This is a genomic window from Paraburkholderia sp. 31.1 (genome assembly GCF_014397645.1).
In the GTDB taxonomy this organism is placed as follows: domain Bacteria; phylum Pseudomonadota; class Gammaproteobacteria; order Burkholderiales; family Burkholderiaceae; genus Paraburkholderia; species Paraburkholderia tuberum.
Genome location: NZ_VZQN01000011.1, coordinates 70441 through 87966 on the forward strand (window position 1 = coordinate 70441; position 17526 = coordinate 87966).

The window sequence follows — 17526 nt, forward strand, 5'->3', positions numbered from 1 at the left end:
GCCTGGCGATTCTTCGACGACCGGTCAGCGGGTATTACCTGACTGCGCGAAACGGCCGTATCGCGTACGGCAGGCGCATAATTCCAAGTCAGACGTTGCCTGCGAATCACGCGATACTCACCATTGCCGCCAGCCAGGGGAGTCGATCATGCAAGCAAAGAACGAAGAAGCCGTCACACACCTGCTGAACGATGTTGTCGAATTCGCGCGGGGGCGGTTGCCGGAGCCGGCCTTCAATATCGTCGAACCCTTCCTGCGGCATTACTACGATTTCGTCGACGCGGGCGATCTGCAAAGCCGCTCGATCGCCGATCTGTACGGCGCGGCGCTGGCCCACTGGCAGACCGCGCAGCGCTTCGTGCCGGGCGAGCAGCGGCTGCGCGTGTATAACCCGATCCTCGAACAGCATGGCTGGCATTCCGATCACACGGTGATCGAAATCGTCAACGACGACATGCCGTTCCTCGTCGATTCGGTCTCGATGTCGGTCAACCGGCATCGGCTCGCGCTGCATTCGGTCGTCCATCCGGTATTTCGGGTCTGGCGCGCGCCGGACGGCAGCATCGCGCGCGTGAGCCAAGGCGCCGAAGAAGCCGGCGATACGCGCTCGCATCTGACCTCGTGCATCCATTTCGAGGTCGATCGTTGTGGCGATGCCGCAAAACTCGACGCATTGCGCGACGACATCGCGCGCGTGCTCGGCGACGTGCGCGCGGCGGTCGAGGATTGGCCGAAGATCATCGAACGCGCGAAGCAGACCATTCAAGATATGAAGGCGCGCGAAAGCGGTCCCGAGGGCGTCGAAGCGCGCGCGTTCGTCGAATGGATGGTCGCCGATCATTTCACGTTCCTCGGCTACCGTGATTACGAACTGGTGCAGCACGACGGCGGCTTCGGTTTGCGGGCGGTCGCGGGCTCCGGTCTCGGCATTCTGCGCGATGCGCAGCAGCCGGGCGGCGCGGCGGAAGTCACGCCGTTGCCGCCGGCGGCCGCGGAGATCATCTCCGGGTCGTCGCCGATCTTTCTGACCAAGGCCAATTCGCGCGCCACGGTGCACCGGCCCGGCTATCTCGACTATGTCGGCATCAAGCTGAGCGGCGCCGATGGCAAGGTGACGGGCGAGCGGCGCTTCATCGGCCTGTATACGTCGACCGCTTATTTCGTGTCGGCCGCGGAGATTCCGATCGTGAGGCGCAAATGCGCAAATATCGTCAGACGCGCCGCATTCCTGCCGAAAGGTCATCTGGCGAAATCGCTGGTGACGGTGCTCGAGACCTATCCGCGCGACGAATTGTTCCAGGCCGACGAGGACCAGCTGTACGACACCGCCCTCGGCGTGCTGCGTTTGCAGGAGCATCAGCGCACGCGGCTGTTCGTGCGGCGCGATCGATTCGATCGCTTCGTATCGTGCCTCGTGTTCGTGTCGCGCGACAAGTACAACACCGATCTGCGGCAGCGCATCGCGAACCTGCTCGCCGACGCATTCAATGGTGAGAACGTCGAATTCACGCCGCTGCTGTCGGAGTCGACGCTCGCGCGAATTCATTTCGTCGTCCATGCCAAGGCGGGCGGCATGCCGAGCGTCGACACACGCGAGCTCGAAGCGCGCCTCGTGCAGGTCGCGCGACGCTGGCAGGACGATCTGGCCGACGCATTGCTCGACGCGTACGGAGAAGAGCAGGGCAACCGTTTGCTGCAGCACTACGCCGATTCGTTCCCGGCCGGCTATCGCGACGACTATCCGGCACGCACGGCCGTGCGTGATATCGAACTGATCGAGCGCGTGCAGGGCAGCGAGCGGCTCGCGATGAACCTGTACAGGCCGATCGAATCGGGACCGCGCGCGTTCCGTTTCAAGGTGTATCGCGCGGGGCTGCCGATCGCACTGTCGCGCAGCTTGCCGATGCTCGAACATCTTGGCGTGCGCGTCGACGAAGAGCGGCCTTATCTGATCGAGGCGCCCGGTGCGACGCCCGCGTGGATCCACGACTTCGGCCTCGAACTCGCGGACGATACCGAGTTCGACATCGAGCGGGTCAAGGATCTGTTCGAACAGGCGTTCGAGCAGGTGTGGACCGGCACGATCGAAAGCGACGACTTCAACCGCCTCGTGCTGCGCGCGCAGCTCAATGCACGCGAGGTGACGATTCTGCGCGCTTACGCGAAGTATTTGCGGCAAGTCGGTTCGACGTTCAGCGACGCGTATATCGAACGCGCGGTGACCGGCAATCCGGCGATTGCGCGCATGCTCGTCGACCTGTTCATCGCGCGCTTCGATCCGGCGCTCGGCGCGGTACGCGAGGCCCGCGTCAACGCTTGTCTGGAGACGATCGACAGCGCGCTCGACCAGGTGCCTAATCTCGACGAAGACCGCATCCTGCGGCAGTTCCTCGGCGTGATCAAGGCGACCAAGCGCACCAACTACTACCGCCATGACGCTCTGGGCCAACCGAAGCCGTATCTGTCGTTCAAGTTCGATCCCGCCCAGGTGCCCGGCTTGCCCGAGCCGAAACCGATGTTCGAGATCTGGGTCTATTCGCCGCGCGTCGAGGGCGTCCATCTGCGAGGCGGGCGCGTCGCGCGCGGCGGCCTGCGCTGGTCTGATCGGCGCGAGGATTTCCGCACGGAAGTGCTCGGCCTGATGAAGGCGCAGATGGTGAAGAACGTGGTGATCGTGCCGGTCGGCTCGAAGGGCGGCTTCGTCGTCAAGAATCCGCCGCCGCAGAGCGAGCGCGATGCGTGGATGCGCGAAGGCGTCGCGTGCTATCAGACCTTCCTGCGCGGCTTGCTCGACGTGACCGACAATCTGGCGAGCACCGACGTCGTGCCACCGCCAGACGTGGTGCGCCACGATCCCGACGACCCGTATCTGGTCGTCGCCGCCGACAAGGGCACGGCCACGTTTTCCGACTACGCGAATGCGATCTCGCAGGAATACGGTTTCTGGCTCGACGACGCGTTCGCGTCGGGCGGCTCGGTCGGCTATGACCACAAGAAGATGGGCATCACCGCGCGCGGCGCGTGGGAGTCGGTCAAGCGGCACTTCCGCGAAATCGGCGTCGACACGCAGAGCGAGGACTTCACGGTGGTCGGTGTCGGCGACATGTCGGGCGACGTGTTCGGCAACGGCATGCTGCTGTCGCCGCATATCAAGCTGCTCGCCGCGTTCGATCACCGCCATATCTTTCTCGATCCGAATCCCGATCCCGCGGCGAGCATGGCGGAGCGCGCGCGGCTCTTCATGCTCGACCGTTCGAGCTGGGCCGATTACGATCCGTCGCTGATCTCGGCCGGCGGCGGCGTGTTCCCGCGCAGCGCGAAGACGATTCCGCTGTCGACGGCGGTGCAGGCGGCGCTCGGGATCAGCGCGGCGGCGCTCTCGCCGGCCGAGCTGATGCGCGTGATTCTGCAGGCGCCGGTCGATCTGCTTTACAACGGCGGCATCGGCACCTATGCGAAGGCGAGCCGCGAGACCAATCAGCAGGCGGGCGATCGCGCGAACGACGCGATCCGCGTGAACGGCGCGGATCTGCGCTGCAAGGTCGTGGCCGAGGGCGGCAATCTCGGCTTGACGCAACTCGGGCGCATCGAGTTCGCGCAGCGCGGCGGCCGCATCAATACCGATGCGATCGATAATTCGGCCGGTGTCGATTGCTCGGATCACGAGGTCAACATCAAGATTCTGCTGGGCCTCGTCGTCGCCGACGGCGAGATGACGGAGAAGCAGCGCAATGCGTTGCTTGCCGAAATGACCGATGAAGTCGGTCTGCTCGTGCTGACGGACAACTACTATCAGACCCAGGCTTTGTCGATCGCGGGCCGTTTTGGCGTGGAGCTGCTCGATGCCGAAGCGCGCCTGATGCGCTATCTGGAGAAGGCGGGGCGGCTCAATCGCGTGATCGAGTTTCTGCCCACCGACGAGGACATCGCCGAGCGCGCGGCCGCGAAGCAGGGACTGACGACACCCGAGCGCGCGGTGCTGCTCGCGTACAGCAAGATGTGGCTCTATGACGCGCTGCTCGAATCGTCGATGCCGGAAGATCCGCTCGTCAGCGATATGTTGATCGAGTACTTTCCGAAACCTCTGCAGCAGCGTTTCCGCGAACCGATGCAGCGCCATCCGCTGCGCCGTGAAATCCTCGCGACGCATCTGACCAATGCGCTCGTGAATCGCGTCGGCTGCGAGTTCGTGCATCGGCTGATGGAGGAGACCGATGCAGAGCCCGGCGACATCGTGCGCGCGTGCATCATGGCGCGCGACGTGTTCGATCTCGATCAGATCTGGCGCAGCATCGACGCGCTGGACAACCGCGTTCCCGACGACGTGCAGGCACGCATGTTCGCGGAGGTCGCGCGGCTCGTCGAACGTTCGGCGCTGTGGTTCCTGCGGCATCTGCAAACGGGCGCGGCCGGCGACGATGTGACCGGCCTGCTCGCGCGCTGTCGCGACGCCGCGCAGCGTCTCGCGCCACAATGGCCGGCGCTGTTGCCTGGCGCGGACCTCGAAGCGTTGTCGGAGCGGCAACGGGTGTTCGTCGATGCGGGTGTCGATAGCGATCTCGCGGTGCGGATCGCGAGCGGCGAGGTGTCGGCCGCTCTGCTCGATATCGCCGAAGTCGCGTCGACGTGCGGGCGCAATCTCGAACAGGTCGCGGGCGTCTACTTCGCGCTCGGCACGTTGCTGAATTACAGCTGGATCAGCGAGCGCGCCGCCTCGTTGCCGGCGCCGACGCATTGGGACATGCTCGCGCGCGCATCGGCGCTCGCCGAACTCGCGCGGCTCAAGCGCGCGCTGACCACGAGCGCATTGGCCGGCGCGACCGATGCGTCGACGCCCGATTCGCTGGTGCAAGCGTGGCGCGACAAACGCGCGGCACAGCTCGAGCGTTATACGCGTCTGCTGACCGATCTGCGCGCGACGGGCGGCGCGAGTCTTTCGGTGCTGCTGGTTGTCGTACGGGAGATGGCGGCGCTCGAGAGGGCGTGAGCCGCACGAATGGTGCAAAGGACGCCTGAGGAACTGGCGGCACGACGGCACATCAGGTCCGATTCCTGCGACCGGGTGTGTCGTTGTCATCCATAATATCGAGTACTTGCCGATCACTTCGCTCGTGCAATACCCAACAATACCCAGCCCACTCACCGACCCCCGCCAGCAGATGAAAGAAGAATCGCCGAAAGCCATTTTCTACGCACTCGCCGCCAACTTCGGCATCGCCGTCTGCAAGTTCGCCGCGGCGGCGTTTACCGGCTCCGGATCGATGTTCGCCGAAGCGATTCACTCCACCGCCGACTGCGGCAATCAACTGCTGCTGCTATTCGGACTGCGCGAAGCGCGCAAGCCGGTGAGCCCTTTGCATCCGATGGGCAGCGGCCGCGAAATCAACTTCTATTCGCTGCTGGTTGCGTTGCTGCTGTTTTTCGTCGGCGGTGCGTTTTCGGTGTATGAGGGCGTGCATCGACTGATTGCGCGCGAGCCGTTGCAATATGCGTTCGTCGCGTTGGCGGTGCTCGGTGTGTCGGTGGTGCTCGAATCGCTATCGTTGTGGGGCGCGGTCAAGGAGATTCGCAAGACGCATCCGGATAAAAATTTGTGGCACTGGTTTCGCGAGACGCGCGAATCGGATCTGCTGGTCGTGGCCGGCGAAGATATCGCCGCGCTATTCGGTCTCGCGATCGCCTTCGTCGCGGTGCTATCGACGATGGTGACCGGCAGCCCCGTGTATGACGCGCTCGGCTCGGTGGGGATCGGTTTTCTGCTGATGACGATCGCGTGGCTCGTCGCGCGTGAAGTGAAGTCGATGCTCGTCGGCGAATCGGCGAGCCCGGAAGTGCGCAGCGCCATCGACGCGCATCTGCGTGCGCGTCCCGAGATTCGCGGCATCATCAACTTGATCACGCTGCAGTGGGGGCGTCACGTGGTGGTGGCGGTGCAGGCGGAAATGATCGACTACGCGAGCGGCCGCGCGATGGTCGATGCGATCAACGTCATCGAGGCCGATCTGCAGGCCACGTTTCCTCAGGTGCGCTGGGTGTTCTTCGAACCGGATGTGCCGCGCAATTAAAGAAGACTTCTCCACTCGGGCATGAATCGGGTCGTGAACCCCGCGGACGAGAGGAGGCGAGCGGAAGCGAGATGAGGCGAAGCGACGTGCGCTGCAATCGCGGGTCATTCCGCCCGTCCCGACTGGATGCCAGTACGCTTCACAGCGTTTATTTGAACCCCGCCACCGCATGCGGCACATACAGTTCTTCGAGCCGGCGAACTTCGTCGTCACTGAGCTTCAACGAGAGCGCCGCAACCGCATCGTCGAGATGATGCAGTTTGGTAGCACCGACAATCGGCGCGGTAATCGGCTTCTTCTGCAGCACCCACGCTAGCGCAACCTGCGCGCGCGGCACGCCGCGCTCTTTCGCGATCTCGCTGACCCGCTCGACGATACGCCGATCCGCTTCCTGCGTGTGCGCGTACAGCGTGCGGCCGAATTCATCGGTTTCCGAGCGCGCGCTTTCGGTGTCCCAGTCGCGCGTCAAGCGTCCGCGGGCAAGCGGACTCCACGGAATCACGCCGATGCCTTCGCTTTCGCACAGCGGCAGCATTTCGCGCTCTTCCTCGCGGTACAGCAGATTCACGTAGTTCTGCATCGTCACGAAGCGCGTCCAGCCATTGCGCTCGGCCACCTGCAGCGCCTTGGCAAACTGCCACGCGTACATCGACGACGCGCCGAGATAGCGCGCCTTGCCGGCTTTCACGACATCGTGCAGCGCTTCCATCGTTTCTTCGATTGGCGTGCCGTAGTCCCAGCGATGGATCTGATACAGGTCGACATAGTCGGTACCGAGCCGCCGCAGGCTGTTATCGATCTCCGCCATGATCGCCTTGCGCGACAGCCCCGCGCCGTTCGGGCCCGGATGCATGCGGCTATTGACCTTGGTGGCTAGCACGATCTCATCGCGCTTCGCAAAGTCCTTCAGCGCACGGCCGACGATTTCCTCGCTGGTGCCGTCCGAATAGACGTTGGCCGTGTCGAAGAAGTTGATGCCGTGATCGAGCGCCTGCTTGATGAAAGGCCGCGCGGCTTCGTCGTCGAGCGACCAGGGGTGCGTGCCGCGCGAGGGTACGCCATAACTCATACAGCCGAGACAGAGACGCGATACATCGAGGCCGGTGCGGCCGAGTTTCACATAATCCATCGTGTTGCTCCTATAGTGAAGCGCACAAACCCGCTGCGAGGGAAGGAAGTTCGATTATAGGGAAACGACGGCAAGCGCGTCGTCACGGGCCGCACCCGCTTTCGATCGCTTCAATGCGAATGCGCCCGCGAAGCCACTTCGCGGGCGCATGACGCCGAGTGCCGTGAACGACAGCCAACGCTCAATGCTGTATCGGGCGATACGGTGTCCACACGGGCGTGTCGGTATTCCAGTTGTCGAGTTCCGATGGTGTCACGATGTGCTCCTTGATGAAGAGGCGCGCAGTTTTGCGCCGCAAGCGCGCCGGGTTCTGAATCAACTTCTTCTAACTCGTTACTGGCCCTCCGCAACGCGCGTCACTTCGCCGTTCGTTCCTTCCTGCAACGCGATGCGCGCGGCTTGCGTCTGGCCGATCAGGCCTTTGTCCGGATACGAGGTGCGATTCAGTGAGGGCAGCGAGCCGTCGCGATACGCGGCGACCAGTTCGGCCTTGACCTCGGCGCGTGTCTTCGTGCTAGCGGTCGGCGCCGGTTGCGTGTCATACGTTCCCGCGCGGCCGATACCGCCGCCGCCTTGCGCAAATGCCGGAACGCTGACGAGCAGCGACAGAGCGAGGCCTGCCAACAGATTGCGTTTCATGATTCACTCCTGTCGATTCATTGGCAGCGCGATGGCGCTGCGACAGGGTGAAATGTAGACGTCGACGCGGTGTGGATAAATCGCGGTTTTGCGAAATGAATTGTCGCGATTCGGGAACAATCGCGAGCGAGGCTTCCTTCACCGGGGCCGTGCGATTGCACGGTTGCCGCGGCATTGGCGCCGCGGCTGGAATTCACTGTTTCACCGCCCGTACTTCATGCGACCCATTCGGTCATCACCGGCGTGTCGAGTGCCGGCGCGGACTCGCGCTGCTCGAATGTGCGCTTCGTGCAGGTGGCGTCGAGAGTGCCGCGTCCGCTCAGCAATGGGCAACGATCGAACAGCTCCGCGATCCAGTCTACGAAAACGCGGACTTTCGGCGACAGATGACGACTGTGCGGATAGACTGCCGAAATCGGCATCGGCAAGGGTTTCAAGTCCGGCAGTACTTCGACGAGCTGACCCGAGCCCAGATGCGGCAGCACCATGAAGCGCGCCGGCTGAATCAGGCCGAAGCCTTCGAGTCCGCAGGTCACGTAGGCATCCGCGTCGTTGACCGACACGATGCTTTTCATCTTCACTTCCACTTCGTTGCCGTTCACCAGGAACGCCCAGTCGAGCGTGCGTCCCGTGCGGCTCGAGAAGTAGTTGACGGCTTTGTGATTGTCGAGATCTTCGAGCGAAGCGGGCACGCCCGCGCGCTTGATGTAGTCAGGCGACGCGCAGGTCACGCCCTCGAACAGACCGATGCGGCGCGCGACCAGCGACGAATCCTGCAACGCGCCGACACGCACCACGCAATCGACACCTTCTTGCAGCAGATCGACGGGCCGGTCGGTCAGGCCCAGTTGCAGATCGATGTCCGGATAGCGCGTGTGGAATTCGCACAGCGACGGAATGACGAGCAGACGGCCAATCGAGCCCGGCATGTCGATGCGTAGCTTGCCGTGCGGCTTCTTGTTGCCGCTCTGGAAACTCGCCTCGGTCTCTTCGACATCTGCAAGGATGCGCACGCAGCGCTCGTAGTACGCGGCGCCATCGGGCGTCAGCGACAAACGGCGGGTGGTCCGGTGCATCAGCCGCGTGCCGAGAAATGCTTCGAGGTTCTGAATAATCGTAGTAACCGATGCGCGCGGCAGGTCGAGCGTTTCCGCTGCGCGGGTAAAGCTGTTGGTGTCGACGACGCGCGTGAACACTTGCATGGCCTGAAGCCGGTCCATTGCAAACCTCCAGAAGGGGCTGGTGCACAGGCGGGAATGGAGTCCGCGAAAACAATCACAACGGGATTGTTCAAAGGCACCGAATTGTGTTGCCGGATTATAGGCATTTATTTGCGAGTCTGCCGAACCCACAATTCGCACCATTGAAGTTCTATGCGCATTTGCGCGGCTCGACATGGATGCATTCAAATCGCCGTACCCGCCTTTTTCCACCGGCGTTTCCGCCGAAGACACTGGCGCTGAGGCCAATGACGCAACGCTTGAAGTCACCGACGTGGATATCGATGGGTACGCTCAACCCATTACGTTGCGCCTGTATCGGCTGACGAAAAAAACCGCGTTGCCGGTGCTGCTTTATTTTCACGGCGGCGGTTTTACGAAGGGTTCGATCGAGTGCGCGGACTTCGCCGCGCGGTATTTCGCGGAACACTTACCGGCGCTCGTGGTGTCGGTCGGCTATTCGCTCGCGCCGCGGTTTCCATTTCCAGCCGCGCCGGAAGACGCGCATCGCGCGGCGCTGTGGGTGCAGACGCGGGCACGGGCATTTGGTGGCAATAGCAGAAAGATCGGCGTGGCGGGCCATGACGCGGGCGGCCAACTCGCCAATTGTCTCGCGTTCATCGCGCGCGATCGTGGCGACGTGCCGATCAGCGCGCAGGCGCTGTTCGGCCCGATGCTGGATCCGAGCCTGACGCGGCTCGGCGACGAGCGGCGGCTCGGTTCGGACATCACCGCGCGCGAGTGCGCCGCGTGTTATCGCGCGTATCTGCCGCAAGCGTCTCAGCGCATGCATCCGTATGCGGCACCGCTCGAATCGTCGCGGCTCGCCGGCTTGCCGGCCACGCTGATCGCGACCGCGCAGAACGACGTGCTGCACGTCGAGGCCGAGAAGTATGCAAGCAATCTGATCGACGCGGGCGTGCAGACCCAGGTGGTGCGCTTTCCGAGTGTGTCGCACGCGGCGCTCGCCGATCATCCGCCCGCTTTGCAGGAAGCGGTGCGCTTTTTCCAGTGGCGCTTCGACGCGCGCGCTCATCGATAAACAGAAATTCAATCAACGATACCGGGAGCTACACATGACTATCCTTCCTCTTTCCCGCCGCCGCGTGGCGTTAGCCGCCGTGGTCGTCGTAGTCCTTGCCGGGCTTGGCACGTTCGGCGCGATTCGTGTCGATGCGAGCTCGCCGGCCGCACCCACCATCGTGCCGGAAGTGGACGTGGCGACCGTCGTGCAGAAGACGATCACCGACTGGCAGTCTTATTCGGGCCGTCTCGAAGCCGTGCAGAAAGTGGACGTGCGTTCGCAGGTGCCGGGCACGATCGTGTCAGTGAACTTCAAGGACGGCGCGCTCGTGAAGCAGGGCGACACGCTGTTCGTGATCGATCCGCGTCCGTACGCGGCCGAAGTCGATCGCGCGCAAGCGCAGCTCGCGGCCGCGCAGGCACGCACCGGCTACACGCAAAGCGACTGGGAACGCGCGCAACGGCTGATCGTCGACAACGCGATCGCCAAACGCGACTACGACGAGAAGCAGAACGCCGCGCGCGAGGCGAGCGCGAACCTGAAGGCCGCGCAAGCCGCGCTGGAAACCGCGCGCATCAATCTCGGCTACACGAAGATCGTCGCGCCGGTGTCGGGCCGCGTGTCGCGTGCGGAGATCACGGTCGGCAACGTGGTGGCGGCGGGCGCCAGTTCGGTGCCGCTGACGACGCTCGTGTCGGTATCGCCGATCTACGCGTCGTTCGACGCGGACGAGCAGACCTACCTGCAATACCTGAGCCGCGCGAAGGACGGCAGCAAGGTGCCGGTCGAACTCGGTCTCGCCGATGAATCCGGCTACTCGCGCAGCGGCACGATCGAGTCGGTCGACAACCGGCTCGACACGTCGTCGGGCACGATCCGCGTGCGCGCGAAGTTCGACAACGCGGACGGCGCGCTGATTCCGGGCCTCTACGCGCGCCTCAAGGTGGGGGGCAGCGCACCGCATCCGGCGCTGTTGATCGACGATGCCGCGGTCGGCACCGACCAGGACAAGAAGTTCGTGCTGGTCGTCGATCAGGGCAACCACGTCGTTTATCGCGGGATCACGACGGGTTCGATGCAAGGCAATCTGCGCGTCGTCAAGGACGGCTTGAAGCCGGGCGATCGGATCGTCGTCAACGGCGTTCAGCGCGTGCGTCCAGGCGACATGGTGCGCGCGCACATGGTGCCGATGACGACCGACGACGACCCGAACAGCGCAGCGCTCGCGCAGTCGCGTGCCAAGGCCGAGGCCGGCGCGAAAGGCAATTCGTGAGCCGCATGCTCCAACGCGCATGCTCCAACGTTAAGAGCTTCCAATGAACATATCCAAATTCTTCATCGATCGCCCGATCTTCGCAGGCGTGCTATCGGTATTGATCCTGCTCGGGGGCATCATCTCGCTGTTCAAGCTGCCCATTTCCGAGTATCCGGAAGTGGTGCCGCCTTCGGTGGTGGTGCACGCGCAGTATCCGGGCGCGAATCCGAAGGTGATCGCCGAAGCGGTCGCCGCGCCGCTCGAAGAGCAGATCAATGGTGTCGAGAACATGTTGTACATGCAGTCGCAGGCGAATAGCGACGGCAATCTGACGCTGACGGTCACGTTCAAGCTCGGCACCAATCCCGACCTCGCGACGCAGCTCGTGCAGAACCGCGTCAATCAGGCGCTGCCCCGTCTGCCGGAAGACGTGCAGCGGCTCGGCGTGACGACGATCAAGAGTTCGCCGACGCTGACGATGGTCGTGCACCTGATCTCGCCGAACGATCGCTACGACATGACGTATTTGCGCAATTACGCGCTGCTCAACGTGAAGGATCGGCTCGCGCGGATTCAGGGCGTCGGCGAAGTGCAGCTGTGGGGCTCGGGCGATTACGCAATGCGTATCTGGCTCGATCCGCAGAAAGTCGCGCAGCGCGGTCTCACGGCGACCGAAGTCGTCAATGCGATCCGCGAGCAGAACATCCAGGTCGCGGCCGGTGTGATCGGTGCGTCGCCGTCGGTGCCGGGCACGCAGTTGCAGTTGTCGGTGAACGCGCGCGGCCGTTTGAAGACCGAGGGCGAATTCGGCGACATCATCGTGAAGACCGCGCCCGACGGCGGCGTGACCTATCTGCGCGATATCGCCCGGATCGAGCTCGCGGCGTCGGAATATGGTCTGCGTTCGCTGCTCGACAATAAGCCCGCGGTCGCGCTCGCGATCAATCAGGCGCCGGGTGCGAACTCGCTCGCGATTTCAGAGCAGGTGCGCGCGGCGATGAAGGAACTCGCCGAAGACATGCCGGCCGGCGTCGAATACCGGATCGTCTACGACCCGACGCAGTTCGTGCGTTCGAGTATCGAGGCGGTGATCCATACGCTGCTCGAAGCGATCGCGCTGGTCGTGATCGTCGTGATCGTGTTCCTGCAGACGTGGCGCGCGTCGATCATTCCGTTGATCGCGGTGCCGGTGTCGATCGTCGGTACGTTCTCCCTGCTGCTTGCGTTCGGCTTCTCGATCAACGCGTTGTCGTTGTTCGGCATGGTGCTCGCGATCGGCATCGTGGTCGACGATGCGATCGTCGTGGTGGAGAACGTCGAGCGCAACATCGGAAGCGGGCTCAGTGCGCGCGATGCGACCTATAAGGCGATGCGCGAAGTGAGCGGGCCGATCATCGCGATTGCGCTGACGCTCGTCGCCGTGTTCGTGCCGCTCGCGTTCATGACGGGTCTCACGGGCCAGTTCTATAAGCAGTTCGCGATGACCATCGCGATCTCGACGGTGATCTCGGCGTTCAATTCGCTGACGCTGTCGCCGGCGTTGTCCGCGCTGCTGCTGCGCAGCCACGGCGAGAAGGAAGACTGGCTGACGCGTGTGATGAACCGTGTGCTCGGCGGCTTCTTCAAGCGTTTCAACAAGGTCTTTCATCGTGGTTCGGAAGCCTACGGCCGTGGTGTGACCGGCGTGCTGCGCCGCAAGGGCGCGATGCTCGCGGTGTACGCAATCCTCATCGGTGCAACCGTATTGGTGGCGCGGGTCGTGCCGGGCGGCTTCGTGCCCGCGCAGGACAAGGAGTATCTGATCGCGTTCGCGCAGTTGCCGAACGGTGCCTCGCTCGATCGCACGGAGAAGGTGATCCGCGATATGAGCGCGATCGCGCTGAAGCAGCCGGGCGTCGAAAGCGCGGTGGCCTTCCCTGGTCTGTCGGTGAATGGCTTCACGAATAGTTCGAGCGCGGGCATCGTGTTCGTCACGCTGAAGCCGTTCAAGGAGCGCGGCAACAAGAAGCTCTCGGCAGGCGCGATTGCCGGTGCGCTGAACCAGCAGTACGGCGCGATCAAGGACTCGTTCGTCGCGGTGTTCCCGCCGCCGCCGGTGCTCGGGCTCGGCACACTCGGCGGCTTCAAGATGCAGCTCGAAGATCACGGCGCGCTCGGTTACGCGGAACTCAACAAGGCTGCCGAAGCATTCGTGAAGCGCGCGGCGCAAACGCCCGAACTTGGGCCGACCTTCTCCAGCTATCAGATCAACGTGCCGCAGCTGAACGTCGATCTCGATCGCGTGAAGGCGAAGCAGCTCGGCGTGCCGGTCACGGACGTGTTCGACACGATGCAGATCTATCTGGGCTCGCTGTACGTGAACGACTTCAACCGCTTCGGTCGCGTGTATCAGGTGCGCGTGCAGGCGGATGCGCCGTTCCGTCAACGCGCCGACGACATCCTGCAACTGAAGACGCGCAACGCGGCGGGCGAGATGGTGCCGTTGTCGTCGCTCGTCACGGTGACGCCGACCTACGGACCGGAGATGGTGGTGCGCTACAACGGCTACACGGCGGCCGACATCAACGGCGGCCCGGCGCCCGGCTTTTCGTCGGGACAGGCGCAGGCCGCGGCCGAACGCGTGGCCGCCGAGGTGCTGCCGCGCGGCGTGAAGCTCGAGTGGACCGACCTCACGTATCAGCAGATCCTCGCCGGCAACGCGGGCATGTGGGTGTTCCCGATCAGCGTGCTGCTGGTGTTCCTCGTGCTCGCCGCGCTGTACGAAAGCCTGACGCTGCCGCTCGCCGTGATCCTGATCGTGCCGATGAGCGTGCTGTCCGCGCTGACCGGCGTGTGGCTCACCGGTGGTGACAACAACATCTTCACGCAGATCGGTTTGATGGTACTGGTGGGCTTGTCCGCGAAGAACGCGATCCTGATCGTCGAGTTTGCGCGTGAGCTCGAACACGACGGACGCAGTCCGCTGCAGGCCGCGATCGAAGCGAGCCGTCTGCGTCTGCGGCCGATTCTGATGACGTCGATCGCCTTCATCATGGGCGTGGTGCCGCTGGTGTTGTCGAGCGGCGCGGGCTCGGAGATGCGTCACGCGATGGGCGTCGCAGTGTTCTTCGGCATGCTCGGCGTCACGCTGTTCGGCCTGATGCTGACGCCGGTGTTCTATGTGGTGCTGCGTTCGCTCGCGGGCGGGACGATTCACGTCGCGCAGAAGGATGCGCCGCGCTACGGCGCGCCCGTTACGGACGTCTGAGGAGAAAACAACAATGAAACGCTTTGAATCTCGCTTTGACTCTTTGCGCGGATGGGGCCGCGCGGCCGCGAGCGGTTTGCTGATCGCCCTGCTGGCCGCTTGTTCGGTCGAGCCGACGTACAAGCGGCCCGACGTCGATACGCCGGCGGCGTTCAAGGAAGCGCCCGCGATGGCGACGTCGGCTGCGGCTGCGTCGGGCGTGGCGGCTGGTTCGGCCGCGCCGGCGCAAAACACCGGCACGTGGAAGCCGGCCCAGCCCGCCGACGACGCCCTGCGTGGCGAATGGTGGAAGGTGTTCGGCGACCCGCAGCTCGACGCGCTCGAGGAGCAGGCCGCCGCCGCGAACCAGGACCTGAAGGCCGCAGCCGCGCGCGTGCAGCAGGCGCGTGCGGTCACGCAGGCGGCGAAGTCCGACTGGTTCCCGAAGCTCGACGCGGGCTTCGGCCCGACCCGGGAGCGTGCGTCGGCGGCGTCGCAATTCCTGCCGGACAGCGCGGGCGGCACGACCGGCACGATCTGGCGCGCGCAGGTCGGCGCGTCGTATGAGGCCGATCTGTTCGGGCGGGTCAGCTCGAACGTGAACGCGTCGCGCTCGGACGAGCAGCAGAGCGAAGCGCTGTTTCGCTCGGTGCAGTTGTCGTTGCAGGCCGATGTCGCGCAGAACTACTTCCAGTTGCGCGAGCTCGACACCGACCAGGATCTGTATCGCCGCACCGTCGCGTTGCGCGAGGACACGCTGAAGCTCGTCGAGCGGCGCTTCAAGGAAGGCGATATCAGCGAGCTGGATCTGTCGCGCTCGCGTAACGAGCTCGCGAGCGCGCGTGCCGATGCGGTCGGCGTGGCGCGGCAACGGGCGGCCTCGGAGCATAGCCTCGCGATTCTGCTCGGCAAGCCGCCCGCCGATTTCTCGTTCGCGGAAGAACCGCTCGCGCCGGTGGCGGTGCGCGTGCCGCCGGGTTTGCCGTCGGCGCTGCTCGAACGCAGGCCGGACATCGCGGCAGCCGAACGCGCGATGCAGGCAGCGAATGCGCGCGTCGGGCTCGCGAAGTCGGCGTTCTTCCCGAAGCTCGACATCACGGGCGCGTTCGGCTTTGAATCGGCGACGCTCGGCGATCTGTTCATGTGGTCGAGCCGCGCGTTCATCCTCGGTCCGTTCGCAGGTACCGCACTGACGATGCCGATCTTCGACGGCGGCCGCCGCAAGGCCAATCTCGCGCAGGCCCGTTCGAAGTACGACGAGGACGTCGCGCAATATCGCCAGCAGGTGCTCGTGGCGTTCCGTGAAGTCGAGGACAATCTTGCCGATCTGCGCTTGCTCGACGATCAGATGCGCGAGCAGAACGACGCGGTCGATGCGTCGCAGCGCGCCGCGCATCTGTCGCGCACGCAGTACACGGAGGGCGCGGTCAGCTATCTCGACGTGATCGATGGCGAGCGGCAGGTGCTGCAGTCGCAATTGCAGGCGAGCCATCTGGCGGGCACGCAGGCGGTCGCGACCGTGAATCTGATTCGCGCGCTCGGTGGCGGTTGGGGCGATGTGACGGCGGGAGATACGGCGGTGGGGGCGGCGCCGGTGCCGGTTGGTGCTTCCGGCGGCGCGGCGGCTTCGCTGGCTGCGGCTTCCGGCTCTACGGCCGGAGCCGCATCGGTGTCAGCGCAGCAGCGGGTGGCGAAGCGCTGAATTCCTAAGCCTGTTGGCAAGCGCTTCATCGACCTCATCAACGACGCTTGGCATTCTCGGCGCGACGGTGATGCCGCATAACCTGTATCTGCACTCGTCGATCGTGCTGCAGACCTGCGCGGTGAAGCGCGATCCGGCCAGCATCCGCTCGGCGATCGGCATGTCACGCATCGACACGATCGCATCGCTCGTGATCGCGGCGCTGATCAACATGGCGATCCTGATTCTCGCGGCCGCCGCGTTTTACGCGACGGGCCACGACCAGGTCACGCAGATCTTCATCACGCGAGCGCTCGCGCTGATCCCGGCGCTGATCGGTGTGCGGATGCTCGGCAATGGCGCGGTTGGCCAACTGCTCGTCGCGAGTCAGGTCGTGCTGAGCCTGCAACTGCCGTTCGCGCTTTATCCGCTGATCCGCATGACGAGCGACCGATCGCTGATGGGCGAATTCGCCAACACGCTGCCGACGCGCCTGCTCGTGTGGACGCTGTTTGTTGCGATCAGTGCGGCGAATCTGTGGCTCGTTGCCCAGACGGTGGGGCTGGCCGGTTGATCTGAACGACCGGCCTTCGGCACGCCGGTTTGCCCGGCGCGAAGGCGAAAAAAATCCGCGCAGTTCAATCACTGCGCGGAATCATGTGAGCTTCGGTTTGAATCGGGTCGAGCGCGTCTCGCGACGGCGAATCGATCGGTCAAGCGGCCTGCGCAACCTGCGCCGCATCGAGCGCTTCCCGGCGCGCGGCTGCTGCCTTCTTCGTCTTGCCGGCACGCGACGGCGGCTGGCAGGCGCCGCACACGACATTGTGCTGCAGGTCGTGCTTGTGCGCGACGAACTTGCCGGTACAGCGGCAGCATCTGGTCAACTGCAGGATGTCGGCGTCGAAGAAACGCACGAGCGTCCACGCGCGCGTCAGATCGAGCACCGGCTCGGTTTCGCTGTGCTGACAGTGTTCGAGATACAGCCGATAGCCCTTGGTCAGCGCATCCAGATGCGAGCAGCGCGCTTCGTTCTTGAGGAACAGGTACGTGTTGTAGAACAGCGACGCGTGAATGTTCGCGAGCCACGTCATGTACCAGTCCGCCGAGAACGGCAGCATGCCCTTGGGCGGCGATACGCCCTTGACCTCGCGATACAGGCGGATCATACGGTCGCGCGACAGCGTCAACTCGCTCTCGAGCACCTGCATGCGGGCGCCGAGCTCGATCAGTGCGATCGCGCGAAATACTTCCTGTGCATCTTCGGTCAGGCTTCGCTTGAGCATTGCA

The 17526-nt window shown here is 64.2% G+C and carries 12 protein-coding genes; 7 read left to right on the forward strand and 5 right to left on the reverse strand.

Features of this window, described 5'->3' with window-relative positions; all coding sequences use genetic code 11:
- Positions 1–148: 148 nt before the first annotated feature.
- On the forward strand, positions 149–4987 hold the full coding sequence (locus F6X37_RS10495) for an NAD-glutamate dehydrogenase (protein WP_187611217.1): 4839 nt from the start codon (positions 149–151) through the stop codon (positions 4985–4987).
- Between the two features lie 172 nt (positions 4988–5159).
- Positions 5160–6065, forward strand: a complete 906-nt coding sequence (locus tag F6X37_RS10500; RefSeq protein ID WP_090807058.1) for a cation diffusion facilitator family transporter — start codon at positions 5160–5162, stop codon at positions 6063–6065.
- Positions 6066–6213: 148 nt separating this feature from the next.
- Here the strand turns inward: F6X37_RS10500 and F6X37_RS10505 are convergent, their stop codons facing one another.
- From F6X37_RS10505 to F6X37_RS10520, 4 genes are all read right to left on the reverse strand, one after another.
- A complete protein-coding gene (locus tag F6X37_RS10505; RefSeq protein WP_018423448.1) occupies positions 6214–7194 on the reverse strand; it encodes an aldo/keto reductase in 981 nt (326 codons plus the stop codon).
- A 181-nt stretch (positions 7195–7375) separates the two neighbouring features.
- Complete coding sequence (locus F6X37_RS10510; RefSeq protein ID WP_187611317.1) at positions 7376–7513, reverse strand: hypothetical protein; 138 nt, start codon at positions 7511–7513, stop codon at positions 7376–7378.
- 14 nt (positions 7514–7527) lie between these two features.
- Complete coding sequence (locus F6X37_RS10515; protein WP_187611218.1) at positions 7528–7833, reverse strand: DUF4148 domain-containing protein; 306 nt, start codon at positions 7831–7833, stop codon at positions 7528–7530.
- Positions 7834–8048: 215 nt separating this feature from the next.
- Complete coding sequence (locus F6X37_RS10520) at positions 8049–9053, reverse strand: LysR family transcriptional regulator (protein WP_018423444.1); 1005 nt, start codon at positions 9051–9053, stop codon at positions 8049–8051.
- A 175-nt stretch (positions 9054–9228) separates the two neighbouring features.
- Here F6X37_RS10520 and F6X37_RS10525 point away from each other — a divergent pair, with 175 nt between their 5' ends.
- The 5 genes from F6X37_RS10525 to F6X37_RS10545 are packed head-to-tail and all read left to right on the forward strand — an operon-like array spanning position 9229 to position 16813.
- Positions 9229–10095 carry an alpha/beta hydrolase gene (locus F6X37_RS10525; RefSeq protein WP_187611219.1) on the forward strand — a complete coding sequence of 289 codons (867 nt, stop codon included), beginning with the start codon at positions 9229–9231 and terminating at the stop codon, positions 10093–10095.
- A gap of 34 nt (positions 10096–10129) precedes the next feature.
- Positions 10130–11350, forward strand: a complete 1221-nt coding sequence (locus F6X37_RS10530) for an efflux RND transporter periplasmic adaptor subunit (protein WP_187611220.1) — start codon at positions 10130–10132, stop codon at positions 11348–11350.
- 43 nt (positions 11351–11393) lie between these two features.
- Entirely contained in the window at positions 11394–14579 is a 3186-nt protein-coding gene (locus F6X37_RS10535) for an efflux RND transporter permease subunit (protein ID WP_187611221.1), read from the forward strand.
- Between the two features lie 13 nt (positions 14580–14592).
- Positions 14593–16260, forward strand: coding sequence for an efflux transporter outer membrane subunit (locus tag F6X37_RS10540; protein WP_187611222.1), 1668 nt, complete (start codon positions 14593–14595; stop codon positions 16258–16260).
- A complete protein-coding gene (locus tag F6X37_RS10545) occupies positions 16163–16813 on the forward strand; it encodes a divalent metal cation transporter (protein WP_316251953.1) in 651 nt (216 codons plus the stop codon). Before F6X37_RS10540 ends, F6X37_RS10545 begins: the two co-directional genes overlap by 98 nt.
- Positions 16814–16952: 139 nt before the next feature.
- On the opposite strand, the gene flhC is transcribed toward F6X37_RS10545, so the two are convergent.
- Positions 16953–17522, reverse strand: a complete 570-nt coding sequence (gene flhC / locus F6X37_RS10550) for a flagellar transcriptional regulator FlhC (protein ID WP_018423439.1) — start codon at positions 17520–17522, stop codon at positions 16953–16955.
- Positions 17523–17526: the final 4 nt, after the last annotated feature.

Excerpts from the sequence above, each read along its gene's own strand:
- F6X37_RS10495 (WP_187611217.1), top strand. The coding sequence starts at position 149 with ATGCAAGCAAAGAACGAAGAAGCCGTCACACACCTGCTGAACGATGTT.
- F6X37_RS10500 (WP_090807058.1), top strand. The coding sequence starts at position 5,160 with ATGAAAGAAGAATCGCCGAAAGCCATTTTCTACGCACTCGCCGCCAAC.
- F6X37_RS10505 (WP_018423448.1), bottom strand. The coding sequence starts at position 7,194 with ATGGATTATGTGAAACTCGGCCGCACCGGCCTCGATGTATCGCGTCTC.
- F6X37_RS10515 (WP_187611218.1), bottom strand. The coding sequence starts at position 7,833 with ATGAAACGCAATCTGTTGGCAGGCCTCGCTCTGTCGCTGCTCGTCAGC.
- F6X37_RS10520 (WP_018423444.1), bottom strand. The coding sequence starts at position 9,053 with ATGGACCGGCTTCAGGCCATGCAAGTGTTCACGCGCGTCGTCGACACC.
- F6X37_RS10525 (WP_187611219.1), top strand. The coding sequence starts at position 9,229 with ATGGATGCATTCAAATCGCCGTACCCGCCTTTTTCCACCGGCGTTTCC.
- F6X37_RS10530 (WP_187611220.1), top strand. The coding sequence starts at position 10,130 with ATGACTATCCTTCCTCTTTCCCGCCGCCGCGTGGCGTTAGCCGCCGTG.
- F6X37_RS10535 (WP_187611221.1), top strand. The coding sequence starts at position 11,394 with ATGAACATATCCAAATTCTTCATCGATCGCCCGATCTTCGCAGGCGTG.
- F6X37_RS10540 (WP_187611222.1), top strand. The coding sequence starts at position 14,593 with ATGAAACGCTTTGAATCTCGCTTTGACTCTTTGCGCGGATGGGGCCGC.
- flhC (WP_018423439.1), bottom strand. The coding sequence starts at position 17,522 with ATGCTCAAGCGAAGCCTGACCGAAGATGCACAGGAAGTATTTCGCGCG.